Below are 13487 nucleotides of genomic sequence, written 5' to 3'. Positions count from 1 at the left end.
GGTGAGGGTCGGACTGATCACGGGCGACCCGGGGCACCCCGTGCTCGCGGCGGCCGCCGCGGTGCTGGAGCGGCGCGGGTGCCGGGTGGAGGTCGTGCCCTTCGGTGCGGGTGCCGGCGGTGCCGGTGGGGGCGGTGCCGGTGGGGGTTCGCTCGCCGATGTCTATCTGCTCAAGGCACGTACGCCGCAAGCGCTTGCGCTGGCAAGGGAGTTGGAGCGGCGCGGTGCGCCGGTGGTCAACTCGGCCGCGGCGACGGAGCTTTGCCAGGACCGGGTGCGGATGGCCGGACTGGCCCGGGGCGCCGGACTGCCGTTCGCGGCGACGCTCGCGGCCGGGCCGCTGGGCGAACTCCCCGGCCAGGAATACCCGTTCGTGGTGAAGAGCCGGCACAGCCGACGCCACGACCTGGTGGCCCTGGTCGACGGAGCGGCGCGGCTGCGGGAACTCGCCGGGCAGTGGCCGCAGGAGGAGGTCGTCACCCAGCCGTACGTCCGGGGCAACGGCTGGGACCAGAAGCTGTGGGTGGTCGACGGTCAGGTGTTCGCGGCTCGAAGGCGGTCCGAACTCTCCAGCGGTGACGGCGAGTCGGGGTCGGCCGCGGAATGGGAGCCGTCCGCCCGGCGGGCCGCGCTCGCCCTGCGGGTGGGGGAGGTGTTCGGGCTGCAGGTGTACGGGGTCGACCTGCTGGACGGGGCCGCCGAGCCGGTGATCGTCGACGTCAACGCCTTTCCGGGGGTACGCGGGCGGCCCGGTGCGCCGGAGGCCCTTGCGGGGCTCGCGCTGCGGGTGGCGGGGGAACGGGGGAGGTTCGGGGCGTCGGGGTGACCGGTGCGGGGCGGTGTCCGAGCAGGGGGTGCCGGTGCGGGCGTTCGCCCGGCCCGCACTGGGGCCGGTGGGCCGGTGTCGGCGCAGCGGGGGCGGCCGTCGACGGGCCGGGGTGGTTAGGCTGGCTGGCGCCCCCGACCGGCCGGGGCCGAACGGCGAGAGAAGACGGAACGTTGCTGCAGGACATCGAGCCCTACCTGGCCTGCCCCCACTGCGCGCAGGACCTCACCCGGCACGAGCGCAGCCTGCGCTGCCCCGCCGGGCACAGCTTCGACCTCGCCAAGCAGGGCTACGTCAGCCTCCTCGCCGGTGACGCCCACACCGGCACCGGCGACACCGCCGAGATGGTCGCAGCCCGTGCCGACTTCCTCGCCGCCGGCCACTACCGGCCGATCGCGGACGCCCTCGCCGCTGCCGCCGCCTCGGTCGCCGCTGCCGCCTCGGTCGCCGCTGCCGCGGCGGCGACGGGTGCCGCGGCGGAGGCGGAGGCCGGACCGGACGGCCTGGTCGCCGACCTCGGCGCCGGCACCGGCCACTACCTGGCCCACGTCCTCGACGCCCTGCCCGGCCGGGCGGGCGCCGCCCTCGACATCTCCAAGTACGCGCTGCGCCGCGCCGCCAAGGCCCACCCCCGGATCGGCGCCGTGGTCTGCGACGCCTGGCGCCCGCTGCCGCTGCGCGACGCCACCGCCGACCTGATGCTCAACGTCTTCGCCCCGCGCAACGGCCCCGAGATCCGCCGCGTGCTGCGCCCCGGCGGCACCCTGCTGCTGGTCTCGCCCACCGCCCGCCACCTGCGCGAACTCGTCGCCGCCCTCGGCCTGTTGTCGGTCGACGAGGAGAAGCAGCGCCGGATCGACGAGAAGCTCGGCCCGTACCTCACGCCGACCGGCCGGCAGTCGGTCGAGTTCACCCTGCGGCTCTCCGCCCAGGACGTCCGGACCGTCGTCGGCATGGGGCCGAGCGCCTGGCACACCGACCCCGACCGGCTCGCCGCCGCCTTGGCGGACCTGCCCGAACCGGTCGAGGTGACCGCCTCGGTGACGGTGGCCGCGTACCGCCGGCCGTAGGTCAGCGGCGTGCGATAGGCCCGCCACGTTGGGATGAATCTGCCCAGCAGGCACGTTTCGCCCCGTCGGGCTGCGGCTAACGTCCGACGGGTGAACCGCGACGCCGCCGCGCCCGCCGGGCCGGCCCAACTGCGCCCGGGCGCCCCGGGGCCCGACCGGCCGCCCGTGCCGCGCCCCACCGTCGAGGAGCTGCGGCTCACCGCCTTCAAGTCCTACCGGCGGGCCGTCCTGCCGCTCGCACCGCTCACCGTGCTGCACGGGCCCGCCGGGGTCGGCAAGTCCAACGCCCTCGACGCGCTCGCCGTACTGTCCCGGCTCGCCCTCGGCGAGGAGATCGCCGGCTCCCTGGACGGGCTGCGGGACCGCACCGGCCCGCTCGCCACGCCCGTACGCGGGGGCCTCGGCGGCTGCGTGCCGCACGGGCGGGACGCCGTCATCCTGGGCTGCACCGTCCGCTCGCCGCGCGGCCGGATCCGGCTCGACCTGGTGATCCGCACCGACGGGGCGGTCCGGATCGCCCGGGAGTCGCTCACCCTCGACGGCCGGACCCTGATGGACACCGGCGAGCAGGACGTACGCAACGGGCGCGTCAACGTCTGCTGGCACAACGACACCCGGCAGGGGGACATCCGGGCGCCGTTCCCCAGCGGCACCATGATCACCGCCCAGCTGCCGCTGCGGGTGGCCGGCTCCTCCACCGGTGAACGGCTCGTCCTCGCCGCCACCGAGGACCTGCTCACCGCGCTGCGCGAGGTCTTCCCGCTGCACCCCGTCCCGGCGCTGATGCGCGGCTGGGCCAAGGCCGACCCGCAGGCCCGGCTGCGCAGCAACGCCGCCAACATCTCGGCCCTGATCAACCGGCTCGCCCACGAGTGCCCGCGCCGGTACGGGCAACTGCTGCGGGCCGTCCAGGAGGCCGCGCCGCACCCGCTGCTCGGGCTCACCCTCGCCGAGCGCGAGACCCGGACGGGGCTACGGGTCCTGGCGGTCTTCGACGAGGGCGTGCTCGGGCGCACCGGCGCCGACCAGGCCTCCGACGGCATGCTGCGCCACCTCGCCTTCGCGGCGGTGCTGCTGACCGGGGCCGGGGTGCTCGACCTCGACGTGGCCGCCGAGGTGCCGTGGGCGCACCGGCAGCTCACGGTGCTCGCCGAGGACCTCGGGGCCGGGCTCGCCACCGAGCAGGCCGCCTCGCTGCTGCGGCTCGCGCGGGACATGGCGGGGCGCAACCAGTTGCGGGTGGTGGCCGCGCTGCAGGAGCCGGCAGCGGCGCGGGAGGCGTTCGGGGCGGGCGAGGAGCGGGCGGGCGCGGTGGCGCTGGTGGAGTGCCGGCGGGATCCGGCGACGGGGCTGACGGTGCTGCGGCCGGAGGCGGCCCGGGTGCCGGTCCAGGGCGGGCACGGGGAGGAGGGCCCGGCGGTCGGCGGGGGCTCGGCGGCGGCTGGGGGCGGGGACGCCCCGGCTGCGGTCGGGGGAGCGGATGCGGTAGACCTGGGAGCGTGAACGAGCGAGTGACGAGGTCGGGGGAGTCGGCGGCGTCCGGGGCGTCCGGGGGTGTCGTGCAGCCTGGGGAGCCGACTCTGGAGGGGCTGCGGCAGCGGCTGGTGGAGTTCGCGGCGGCCCGGCGGTGGGAGCCGTACCACACGCCGAAGAACCTGGCGGCGGCGCTGACCGTGGAGGCGGGGGAGCTGCTGGAGATCTTCCAGTGGCTCACGCCGGAACAGGCGGCCGCGGTGATGTCGGACCCGGACCGGGCCCACCGGGTGCGCGACGAGGTCGCGGACGTGCTGGCGTACCTGGTGCAGTTCTGCACGGCGGTCGGGGTGGACCCGCTGGAGGCGCTCGCCGCCAAGATCGAGCGCAACGAGCACCGCTTCCCGGTCCCGGGGACAGCGACCGATGTCAATCCGGGCCTGGCCTGATCACCTGTCCGAGGGACAGAAGTTATCCACAGCCCCCGGGTTTTCCACAGCTTTTGAAAGGGTGGATGCACCCCACCCCGCCTTCCCCGCACGCTCTCCTCGTGACCACCCCACCGCCCCGGCGGCGGTGCTGGTCGACGGCGACGACGAGCGGAAGGAGCGGGGCCATGGAGGCGCTGCGACTGATCAAGACGGCCCGGCACGCCCTGGCCGAGGCCAGACACGTGCCGGACGTGCTGGCCGAGGCGCGGCAGGCCGCGTTGCTCGCGGAGGCGGTGGGCGCCCGGCTCGCGGAGTCGGAGGACGATGAACTCACGGGGCTCGGCCGGCAGCTCTCCGAGGCGGGGGCGCATGCGGCGGTCTGCCTGGAACGGTCCGTCGCCACGAACGCCCTGGTGAGCGGCGGCCGGGCCGGCCGGCTCACCGAAGTCGGCGAACCGGCGGCGGCGTTGGGAGCGCTGGACGAACTGCTGAGGGAGGTCGGGGAGACGCTCGTGGTGCTGGCCTGCGGGGCCGACACCGAGAGCCTCTACTGGACGTGCATCGACGGGGTCGACGCGGTGTCGGACTGCAAGGACGTGGCCGCGCGGTTGCGCGAGGCGACCGATCGGGGCGGAGGGGAGCGGCGTACGGCGCTCGGTGGCGCGGAGCCCGAACGGGCCGGTCAGGCTTTGCCGTTACTGGTGGTCCGGCTCGGCCCGCCAGGTGACGGCGGGCCGACGGAGGAGGAGCGGGCGCCGGACTACCGGGCGCCCGGCGAGATCGGAGCGGCGGAGGTGTCGGTGCAGGCCGGGTAGGCGGCGGCCGAGGCGGTGTCCCGGGTGTCGGACTGGAGCGCGGCGAGGTCCGCGGTCACCGAGGCGAGCAGTTCCTGCATCTGCTCAAGCAGGGTCTTGGGGGTCGCGGGCCCGGCCGAGCCGCCGGTGGCCGAGCCGGTCGGGCTGCTCGGGAACTGCGGCGTGGCAGAGGGTTCGGACATGACGGGGACCTCTTCGGATCGGCGGTGCGGTGTGCCGCACCGACCAACGAACCGTTCCGGCGGCCGGTCACCGCGCACCACCCGATGCGGTCCAACTCCGGTACGCCGTAAGCCTCCCGGGTGAGCCGGGGTTGCCGCTGCAGCGCGGCCTCGGCTAGGGGTGCGGATTGACGAGGGCGGAGGGGGAGGCGGCGGGAGGGGGAGGGGAGGGGAGGGGAGGGGAGGGGGCCCAGGGAATCGAAGAGAACCAAGGATGGGCCCCGGCGCCGCGCGGTCGCGGCGCCGGGGCCCATCAGGAGCGGGCTGGCGGTCAAGGCCGAAGGCGCCGCTGGTGGTGCCGGGGGCGGCCAGCAGGCCCGTTACCGCCCGTCCGTCCGACACATCACCGCCGTCTCCTGACCGCCACCGCGACCGGAGTGATCGGGGACAGCACGGGTGACCGCGTCCGCGGCCGGTCCGTCGTACTGACCGACCGCAGTGACCGGGGTTCCGGCCACCCCGGTCACTCTGACCGACCGGACTGACTGACTGAGGTGACCGCGTCGGCCAGCGGGCAACGCCAACCGTCGCAACCGGCCCGCCGGTGGACACGGGGGCAGCTTCCGTGCGTGGACCGTGCATGGGACCGTCCACCCGCCCCTTCCGCAGAGAGCCCTGCGAAAGCCGTTCACGCCGTCCACGCTCGACAAAGAAACCGCAGGTAGAGCGATCACGGAGGCGCACACGCCGTCCACGCGACCGAGCGTTCACGCGCGAGCCCCCTCTAATAGGGGGCTCGCGTGTACGCCTCGCCGTGAACGCCCTACCTTCGAGCAGTTTTCCGCGCTTCCACCGCACGCCGTAACGTCCCGTGATTGGTCTGCATGAGCCTAGAAAGAACACTGCCAGCACATTGGCAGCCCCTGGCTACAAGAGTTCACCTGTGATCCGGACCCAGGTCAGACCGCCGGAGGCCGGAGCAAGTTGTGGGGTAAGTCATCATTACCCCGGCCCGCTCCTGACCGAGCAAGTTGTCGCGTCGGGACGGTCCTACCGCCCGCCACACGCATCTGCCCTCGCCCAGGGGTGCGAAGGCAGCCCCCGAAGCCATGGCCAGCAGGGAGGTCGCGAAGGTGCTGCGTCGCCAGGCCCGTAGGCCCGGAACTCAGTTCTCGTGCTCGGCGGCGATCCCTAGCACACCGTTCGGCGACCACTCGTGCTCCAGGATCGAGTAGGTGATCGAGTCGCGCCAGGCACCGTGGACGAAGACGTGGTCACGGATCCGCCCGTCCTCCGTCATGCCTGCCCGCAACAGGGTGCGCGCCGATGCCTCGTTGAGCGGTGAGCGGGCCGCCCAGATGCGGTGCAAGCCCAGGGCGTTGAAGCCGAGGGCGCACAACAGGTGGACGGTTTCCGTGCCGAGGCCCTTGCCCCACTCGGCCGGGTGGAGGGCGAAGCCGATGGTGGCGGCCTGCTGCGGCTCGGTGGCCAGGCGCGCGTAGCCGATCAGCCGGTGCTCGCCGAGCCGGGTGACGGCGAGGCAGTACTCGGTTCGCGGAATGGCGTTCGCGGAGGCGATGGAGCGGGCGGTGATCGCCTGGACCTGCTCGCGGGTGCGGGGTTCGAAGCTGAGGTGCCGGGTGGCCTCGGGATCGCCGTAGACGGCCAGGAGGTCGTCGGTATCCTCGGGGTCGACTTCGCGCAGGGCCAGGCGGGGGCCGGCCAGGTGGACTGGGGTCATGGCTGCGGAGCCTATCCGTGGGGTCACCGGACGAGGACCGAGGTCGGGGTGGCAGTGAAGGCCTCGATCTCTTGCTGCAGGTTGACGCCCACGATGCCGTTGCGACGGCCATCGACGCTCAGCGCGGCATGGACGCGCTGAGCGCTGCTGACGATGCCGAAGTTCCGCTGCTCGATGGGGAGGTCGAGCACCGGGCGGACGGCCTCGGCGGCACCTTCGATCTCGCCCCGGGCGATGCGGGCGAGGGCGAGATCGGTCTGGGCACCGGCCTCGTCACCGAAGGCCCACTCGTCCTCGGAGGCGTCGCGGTAGGCGGTGACGGCAGCCTCGGACTGGCTCTCGCCGAGCGCTGGGTCCTCGCCGAGCTGCACGGTGGCCTCGGCGACGTAGTAGAGCTGGCGAGGCACGGGGAAGGTCATGATGCCGCCGAACGCGTCGAGGTCATCGGGTTCGACGGCCGCGCGGGCATCCTCGGCCTGTTGGATGGCGGAGCGGGTGCCCTCGCCGTCGCCGAGGAGGGAGTGGGCGCGGGCGGAGAGACAGGCCAGCCAAACGCTGGTGGTGCCACGGACGTCGCCGACCGCGCTCTGCCCGAGGGCGGCGTACTCGGCGGCCTGGGCGGGGCGGCCCGCCCAGTAGGAGATGAGCGATTGGAGCGAGCGGACCCAGGCGCGCATGGCGTGGTGGTCGGCGTTGTCGGCGCACACGAAGGCGGTGCGGGCCTGCATCATCGCGGCGCTCGGGTTGCCCAAGTCGTGGCTGGCCTTGGCGAGCATGCCGGAGGTGATCCCGGCGAGCAGGTACAGCTCACGGGCCTGCAGGGGCTTGACCCGGCCGTGTTCCAGCAGCCGGAAGGTGAGGTCCTGGACCTCGACCAGGTCGCCGAGCAGGGTCGGCAGCGCCAGCCTGGGGTAGGTGACGGTCAGTCGCCGTACCTCGTCGTGGATCTGGCCCAGGGTCTCCGGGCCGATGCTGCTGCCCTCCGCCATCGCGGTGAACCGAAGTGCGCGACGAGCCGCCATCGCGACCTGCCTTTCCAATTCCATGGTGCCCGCGTCGAAGCGGGTCTCCCTGTTGGACGGGCCACCGGCAAGCAGTGTCACTGCCTGCTCGGAGGGGAGAAGGACAGGGACCGGCCGTGGTGGCGGGACGACGAAGGAGGCGGCGACCGCAGACGCGGCCAGGGAAGCGGCCGGTGCGGGGGCGAGGAGCAGGTCGACGCTGACGCCGAACATCGTCTCCAGCACCCGGCACTGGTCCGGGTAGGGGCGGGTCTTCACCGCGCCGCCGTACCAGCGCTCGAACTGCCGCTTGGAGACCGACAGACCCCGGAGCCGGGGGTCGTTCTCCTGCTCGGCGGCCGAGTTCGCCGTCGCCTCGAACCGGATCCGGAAGGTCTCGTAGACCTGCCAGTGTCGCTGCAGCGTCAAGACCCTTAAGAGCGTGGGAGTTTCGGCCACTGCGAATCCTCTCCGTCCCCGTTCGTCTGCTCTGACGATAGCCATGGCCGGTCCGCAGGAAACCCGTTCGGAGGGCTCTCGGGCCAGATGGCGGCAGCCATGACGGTGGTCATGACGCGCGACGTCGTCGGCCACACCAGCCAGCGCCAAGTGACGACGCAGCCATGACGGCAACGACGTCGTATCGATGCGTAACCGCCCGCAGCCATGCTGACGGCACTTCGCAATCCGCGCACAAATGACAGCGAAGAGTGAGGATCGGGGTGGCTTGCGGCACTGCCGATCATCCCGTCCAGCGCCACGGGCGCACCGACCCGCGGCCAGTAATGGAAAGGATCCAATGGACGACGCCATGACCGGACACGTCGCGGAAGCGCGATCGCCGACGGGAGGCGAGGCAAGCGCAACCGTCGAAGAGGACCGTGCCACTCGCGCCAGGCGCCGTCCGGGTCTGACTATCCGGACGTTCAGGGTGGCGCAGGACGGCACCCGCTACGACGAATCTGGCGTGATCGCCGCCAACCCGCACCCCGACGAGTACGTCGCCCGGATCGAGGTCTGGCCCGACTGCGCCTGCCCGCAGCATCGCGCCAGCTGATCCACGCGAGTCGCATCCACCAACACGGGGACGTAACAACGCCCCGAGCCTTTTCCACTCGCTCACCCGCGAGGAGAACCAGCCATGCACCGGCTGACCGACGCGCCCGCGCTGCACACCGAGTTGGAGCGCATCGACTACCGCACCACCCCCGCTTACTACTTCGACACCGAGCAGATCACCGACCCGGTGGTGCTGCACCTGCTGAGCTGTTGCCCGACCGTGTTCGGCATCAAGAAGGCCATCACCGACCTACTGGCCAGCAACCTGGACATCCCGTTGCCGGAGACGAGCGGGATCATCGAGCCCGGCGCCAGCGTTCGCGGCCACGTGATCGTGGCACCCGGGGCCGTCATCGCCGAAGGCGCGTTCGTCACTGGCCCGGTGCTGGTCTGCCCCGGCGCGGTAATCGAGGCCGGCGCCAGGGTGCGCGACAACACCGTCGTCGGCCCCGGCTGCCACATCGGCTTCGGAGCCGAAGTCACCCGCTCCCTGCTGACCGGTGGCGTCTTCATGAAGCACACCAGCTTCGTCGGGGACTCCGTGCTCGGCCTCGGCGTCAACATCGGCGCGTTCGTCTCCACCACCGGCCTGCGGGTCACCTCCGGCCCGGTCACCGAACCGGCCACCGAAGAGGTCTGCGCCCACCTCGACGGCCACCGAGTCGCCACCGGCCAGACCAAGTTCGGCGCGGTCATCGGCGACGGCGTGATCGTCCCTGCCGGCACCGTCCTCCAGCCCGCCACCCTCATCGGCCCCCGCACCCTGCTCTACCCGAAGGCCCAGGTCGGGGGCTTCTTCCCGGCCGGAAGCCAGGGAAGGTGACCATGCCCACCACCGACACCACCACGACGAGCGACGAGCGCGCCGTGCACATCACCGGCGGCTACCGCCTGGCCGGCACCACCACCGTCCAGGGCAGCAAGAACATCGCCCTACACCTGTACGCCGCCGCGATCCTCGCCGACGACCCGCTCACCCTGGCCGGTGCGCCCAAGATCCTGGACACCTTGGTCGTCGCCGACATCCTGCACCGCACCGGCACCTGCGCCACCGTGATCGACGACGAGTTCGCCACCCGGCCGGCCGACTCCTACTTCCCCGTCATCCCGGACGACCTCGGACGGCGCATCCGCACCACCGCCGTGATGGGCGGCGCCTTGCTGGCACGCACCGGCAAGGTCACCTTTCCCACCCCCGGCGGGGACGCCTTCTGCGCCCGCTACATCGACCGGCATCTGGCCGCGATGGAGGCCGCAGGGGCCGAGGTCGAGGTGAACCGGGGCCGGGTTCGGGCGCGGTTCACCGGCAAGCGGCTGCCGTTCATCACCGACGCCGAGACCCGCTCGTGGGGGCCGAGCCTGGGCGCGACGGTCACTGCGATGCTGCTGGCCGCCCGCACTCCGGGCACCTCCGCGATCCTCAACCCCAGTGTGGAGCCCGAGGTCACCCACACCGCAGCTCTGCTCTCGCAGGCCGGCGTCGGCATCGAGTGGCGGGGCCGGACGGCCCTGAACGTCACCGGCACCGACAGCATCCGGGGCGGAGTGTTCACCGTCCCACCGGACCGGCTGGAAGCCGCCACCCTCGCACTGGCCGCCACCATCACCGGCGGCACCGTTCACCTGGACGGCTTCCCGTCGGCCGCGTTCCCGGACGGGCTGGTGTCGGTGTTCGCCGACGCGGGAATCCAGCTCGACCCGCTGGACGGCGGAACGGCCGTCAGCAGCCCGGCCGGGCCGCGGCCGGTGCAGATGGCCACCGGCCCGCACCCGGGCTTTCCGAGCGACGTGCAGCCGCAGTTGACCGCCTTCCTCACCCAGGCCGAGGGCGCCTCCCGCATCGACGAGCGGATCTACACCCAGCGCGACACCCACCTGCCCGCCCTGGCGGCGTTCGGCGCCGCCGTCAACGCGACCGGCTCGGTGATCACCGTCCGGGGCCGGTCCGCCCTCACCGGCGCCGACGTGGCCGGGGAGGACATCCGGGCGGTGACCGCTCTCGTGATCGCCGCCCTTGCCGCCGAGGGCACCTCTACGATCCGAGGCATGTATCACCTGCGGCGCGGATACGGCAGCCTGCTGCCGAAGTTGGCCGCGCTCGGTGCCGACCTGACGATCGACCAGGAGTAGCCGTGACCACCACCGTGCCGTGGACCCCGAACGCGCTCGCCGACCTGCGCGAGTGCCTGGACCTGATGACCGCAGACGGCACCGTGCCCGGCGGGGTCATCGCCCACGGCACCTTCGACACCGAGCCCGGCTACCTGGCCTCCGGCGTTGTCGCCCCCGAGTGCGGCGACGCCCGGCCGGGGCCGGACACGGTGTACGACGTGGCGTCGCTGACCAAGGTCCTGGCTACCTGGCCGCTGGTCGGCACCTCCCTCATGGACGGCTTCACCCTGGACACCCCGATCCGCGAACTGCTGACCGGCATCCCGGCCGAGGCGTCCGGAGGCAAGGTGACGGTTCGCCAGGTACTGGCCCACACCTCCGGCCTGCGGGCCGACACCCGCCTCGACCAGTACCGCAACCGCACCGAGCCACTGGCCGAACTGATCTGCGGCGAGGACCTGACCGCCGAACCCGGAGCCGAACACCGCTACGTCAACCGCGGTTTCATCCTCCTCGGCCTGGCCCTGGCCCACTATCGCTGCCAGCGCCTGGACGAGCTGGCGGCCGAGCTCTGGCAGCACATCGGCATGACCGCCACCACCTACGGGCCCGTCGCCCGCTCTGCCCGCGTCGCCCCGACCGAGCAGCGGTTGACCGGCGGGCCCCGACTGTGGGGCATGCCGCACGACGACAACGCCGCCCTGCTCGGCGGCGTCGCCGGCCACGCCGGGGTATTCACCACCCCGGCCGACCTCGCCACCTTCGCCACCCACCTGCTGTCCTCGCACGCCACCGATGGGCCCTTGGGCCGCTGGCTCGCCCACAGCATGCAGCCGCAGGCCGAGATCGAGCCCGGCCTCGACCGTGGCCTGGCCTGGATCCTCGCCGACGAGGGCCGGGTCGCCTACCACCACGGCTTCACTGGCACCAGCCTCTACCTCGCCCCGGTCACCGGCCGCTACCTGGCCATCTGCACCAACGCCGTCTACCACCACCAGGACAACCGCACCCGCCTCGCCCCGCTGCGAACCCTCGCCCTCAAGGCGATCACCGACGAACCCTAGGAGGCCCCCCGTGCCCCGTCCCACGCTCGCGGCCCTGACCACCCTGCGGCTCGGCGGCCCGGTCAGCGATGTCCTGCAGGTCGCCGACCCCGACGACTGGTTCGAACTGGTCCGTACGATCGGCGACCGGCAGGAAGAGGCACCCCTCACCCTCGGCCACGGCAGCAACGTCATCGCCTCCGACACCGGCCACGAGGGCACCGTCGCCGTGATGAACACCCGGGGCATCACCGTGAAGCGGGTGGACGACGACACGATGGCCGCGACCGTCCAGGCTGGCCACCCGCTCGCCGACTTCGTCCAGTGGGCCGCAGCCGAATGCCTCGCCGGGATCGAGTGCCTGGCCGGCATCCCCGGAACTGTCGGCGCCGCCCCCGTCCAGAACGCCGGAGCCTACGGCCAGCAGGTGTCCGACGCCTTCGACCACCTCACCGCCTGGGACTGGGACATGGGCCGACTGCGGACCCTGCCCGCCCCGGCCTGCCGCCTTCGCCACCGCGACAGCCGCTTCAAGAACGACCCCGGCCGCTGGACCATCCTCACCACGACGTTCCACCTCACCCGCTCACCGGCCGCCCCGATCACCTATCAGCCGCTCGCCGACGAACTCGGCGTCCACGTCGGCGCCCGACCGCCCGTGGCCGAGGTGGCCGCCGCCGTCCTCGCCAACCGTCACCGCCGCGGACTCCTCCTCGACCCCCACGGGCCCGATGCCCGCCAGGCCGGATCGGTCTTCCTCAATCCGCCTGTCACCGCCGCCCAGGCCGCCCGCTGGTCGGCTGCCGGCTGCCCGGTCCACACCGACAGCGACGGGCAGCTGCGGGCCAGCGCCGGCTGGCTGCTGGAGCACACCGGCTACCGCCCCGCCTACAAGATCGCAGACGGCATTCGCTGCTCGGACCGCCGCACCCTTACCCTCACCGCCCACGACGGAGCGACCGCGACGGGCTTCGCCCAGGCCCTCACCGAACTCTCGGCCCAGGTCGAGATCGCGACCGGGATCAAGCTCCGGCCCGAGCCGACGTTGGTCGGCGCCTGGACCTCCACCGCCAACGACCCGCAGCAGACCAAGGAGATCAAGTGATCGAGGTGCGACCCAGCCAGCAGATGCAGTCCCTCGGCGTCGTCCAACGGGGCGTCCCCGTCCTCAACCAGCCCGCCGAACCCTTCGACCTCCCGGCCGAACACGCCGCCGCCCAGACCGTGATCGACGAACTGTTCACCGCCGTCGATCGCATCGGCCGCGTCCACTCCTTCGCCAAGGGCATGGGCCTCGCCGCCCCGCAGATCGGCATCCCCCGCGCCGCCGCCCTCGTCCTTCCCCCGACCGCCGGCGCCGAGCCGATCATCCTGATCAACCCGAAGATCACCGCCGTCTCCGACGAGACCGATGAACAGTACGAGGGCTGCCTCAGCTTCTTCGACGTCCGCGGCATGGTTCCCCGCCCCCTCCGGATGAATGGCACCGCAACCACCCTCAACGGCACCATCACCACCGTCACCTACGAGTTCGGCCTCGCCCGCCTCGTCGCCCACGAGATCGACCACCTCGACGGCCTGCTCTACACCGACCGCATGCGCCCCGACGTCCACCCGATCCCCGTCGAGGAATACCGCGGAACGGGCTCGACCTGGTCCTACTGATCAGCTCAGCTGACCTCCGGAGCACGTCGATCGGCATCCGGCCAAGCCCACCCGTGGACCACCAGCTGCATGCCAGCATCTAGGAACGCG

General features: G+C 72.7%; 14 protein-coding genes. 11 read left to right on the top strand and 3 right to left on the bottom strand.

Going from position 1 to position 13487, the window contains the following annotated elements; genetic code table 11:
• Position 1: 1 nt before the first annotated feature.
• The 5 genes from ABTY61_RS15550 (at position 2) to ABTY61_RS15530 (ending at position 4615) form a co-directional block, all read left to right on the top strand.
• Positions 2 to 826, top strand: a complete 825-nt coding sequence (locus ABTY61_RS15550) for an ATP-grasp domain-containing protein (RefSeq protein WP_350505490.1) — start codon at positions 2 to 4, stop codon at positions 824 to 826.
• Between the two features lie 173 nt (positions 827 to 999).
• A complete protein-coding gene (locus ABTY61_RS15545) occupies positions 1000 to 1896 on the top strand; it encodes a putative RNA methyltransferase (RefSeq protein WP_350505489.1) in 897 nt (298 codons plus the stop codon).
• A 90-nt stretch (positions 1897 to 1986) separates the two neighbouring features.
• Positions 1987 to 3399, top strand: coding sequence for an AAA family ATPase (locus ABTY61_RS15540; RefSeq protein WP_350505488.1), 1413 nt, complete (start codon positions 1987 to 1989; stop codon positions 3397 to 3399).
• Positions 3400 to 3455: 56 nt separating this feature from the next.
• Positions 3456 to 3818: a nucleotide pyrophosphohydrolase gene (locus tag ABTY61_RS15535; protein WP_350505487.1), complete on the top strand. Its 363-nt coding sequence runs from the start codon at positions 3456 to 3458 to the stop codon at positions 3816 to 3818.
• A gap of 167 nt (positions 3819 to 3985) precedes the next feature.
• Complete coding sequence (locus ABTY61_RS15530) at positions 3986 to 4615, top strand: DUF6099 family protein (RefSeq protein WP_350505486.1); 630 nt, start codon at positions 3986 to 3988, stop codon at positions 4613 to 4615.
• On the opposite strand, the gene ABTY61_RS15525 is transcribed toward ABTY61_RS15530, so the two are convergent.
• From ABTY61_RS15525 to ABTY61_RS15515, 3 genes are all read right to left on the bottom strand, one after another.
• Complete coding sequence (locus ABTY61_RS15525) at positions 4561 to 4797, bottom strand: hypothetical protein (RefSeq protein ID WP_350505485.1); 237 nt, start codon at positions 4795 to 4797, stop codon at positions 4561 to 4563. The two genes, ABTY61_RS15530 and ABTY61_RS15525, sit on opposite strands and share 55 nt — an antisense overlap.
• A gap of 1144 nt (positions 4798 to 5941) precedes the next feature.
• Entirely contained in the window at positions 5942 to 6517 is a 576-nt protein-coding gene (locus ABTY61_RS15520) for a GNAT family N-acetyltransferase (RefSeq protein ID WP_350505484.1), read from the bottom strand.
• Between the two features lie 23 nt (positions 6518 to 6540).
• Entirely contained in the window at positions 6541 to 7947 is a 1407-nt protein-coding gene (locus tag ABTY61_RS15515; RefSeq protein WP_350505483.1) for an NsdA family TPR-like regulatory protein, read from the bottom strand.
• 370 nt (positions 7948 to 8317) lie between these two features.
• Here ABTY61_RS15515 and ABTY61_RS15510 point away from each other — a divergent pair, with 370 nt between their 5' ends.
• The 6 genes from ABTY61_RS15510 to ABTY61_RS15485 all read left to right on the top strand — a co-directional run bounded on the left by ABTY61_RS15510 (position 8318) and on the right by ABTY61_RS15485 (position 13397).
• A complete protein-coding gene (locus ABTY61_RS15510; protein WP_350505482.1) occupies positions 8318 to 8575 on the top strand; it encodes a hypothetical protein in 258 nt (85 codons plus the stop codon).
• 84 nt (positions 8576 to 8659) lie between these two features.
• Positions 8660 to 9400, top strand: a complete 741-nt coding sequence (locus ABTY61_RS15505) for an LbetaH domain-containing protein (protein ID WP_350505481.1) — start codon at positions 8660 to 8662, stop codon at positions 9398 to 9400.
• 2 nt (positions 9401 to 9402) lie between these two features.
• Positions 9403 to 10707, top strand: a complete 1305-nt coding sequence (locus tag ABTY61_RS15500; protein ID WP_350505480.1) for a UDP-N-acetylglucosamine 1-carboxyvinyltransferase — start codon at positions 9403 to 9405, stop codon at positions 10705 to 10707.
• 2 nt (positions 10708 to 10709) lie between these two features.
• Positions 10710 to 11753, top strand: coding sequence for a serine hydrolase domain-containing protein (locus tag ABTY61_RS15495; RefSeq protein ID WP_350505479.1), 1044 nt, complete (start codon positions 10710 to 10712; stop codon positions 11751 to 11753).
• A gap of 10 nt (positions 11754 to 11763) precedes the next feature.
• A complete protein-coding gene (locus ABTY61_RS15490; protein ID WP_350505478.1) occupies positions 11764 to 12837 on the top strand; it encodes a UDP-N-acetylmuramate dehydrogenase in 1074 nt (357 codons plus the stop codon).
• Entirely contained in the window at positions 12834 to 13397 is a 564-nt protein-coding gene (locus ABTY61_RS15485; protein WP_350505477.1) for a peptide deformylase, read from the top strand. The genes ABTY61_RS15490 and ABTY61_RS15485 overlap by 4 nt, the downstream gene beginning before the upstream one ends.
• The last annotated feature ends 90 nt before the right edge of the window (positions 13398 to 13487 follow it).

The organism is Kitasatospora sp. NPDC096128 (assembly GCF_040303105.1).
Classification (GTDB): domain Bacteria; phylum Actinomycetota; class Actinomycetes; order Streptomycetales; family Streptomycetaceae; genus Kitasatospora.
The sequence above is the reverse complement of the archived record's forward strand: the minus strand, read 5'-3'. Positions and strand labels throughout refer to the sequence as shown.

What these genes read in the sequence shown, in the direction of transcription:
- ABTY61_RS15530 (WP_350505486.1), top strand. Translation starts at nt 3,986, where the DNA reads ATGGAGGCGCTGCGACTGATCAAGACGGCCCGGCACGCCCTGGCCGAG.
- ABTY61_RS15525 (WP_350505485.1), bottom strand. Translation starts at nt 4,797, where the DNA reads ATGTCCGAACCCTCTGCCACGCCGCAGTTCCCGAGCAGCCCGACCGGC.
- ABTY61_RS15520 (WP_350505484.1), bottom strand. Translation starts at nt 6,517, where the DNA reads ATGACCCCAGTCCACCTGGCCGGCCCCCGCCTGGCCCTGCGCGAAGTC.
- ABTY61_RS15510 (WP_350505482.1), top strand. Translation starts at nt 8,318, where the DNA reads ATGGACGACGCCATGACCGGACACGTCGCGGAAGCGCGATCGCCGACG.
- ABTY61_RS15505 (WP_350505481.1), top strand. Translation starts at nt 8,660, where the DNA reads ATGCACCGGCTGACCGACGCGCCCGCGCTGCACACCGAGTTGGAGCGC.
- ABTY61_RS15500 (WP_350505480.1), top strand. Translation starts at nt 9,403, where the DNA reads ATGCCCACCACCGACACCACCACGACGAGCGACGAGCGCGCCGTGCAC.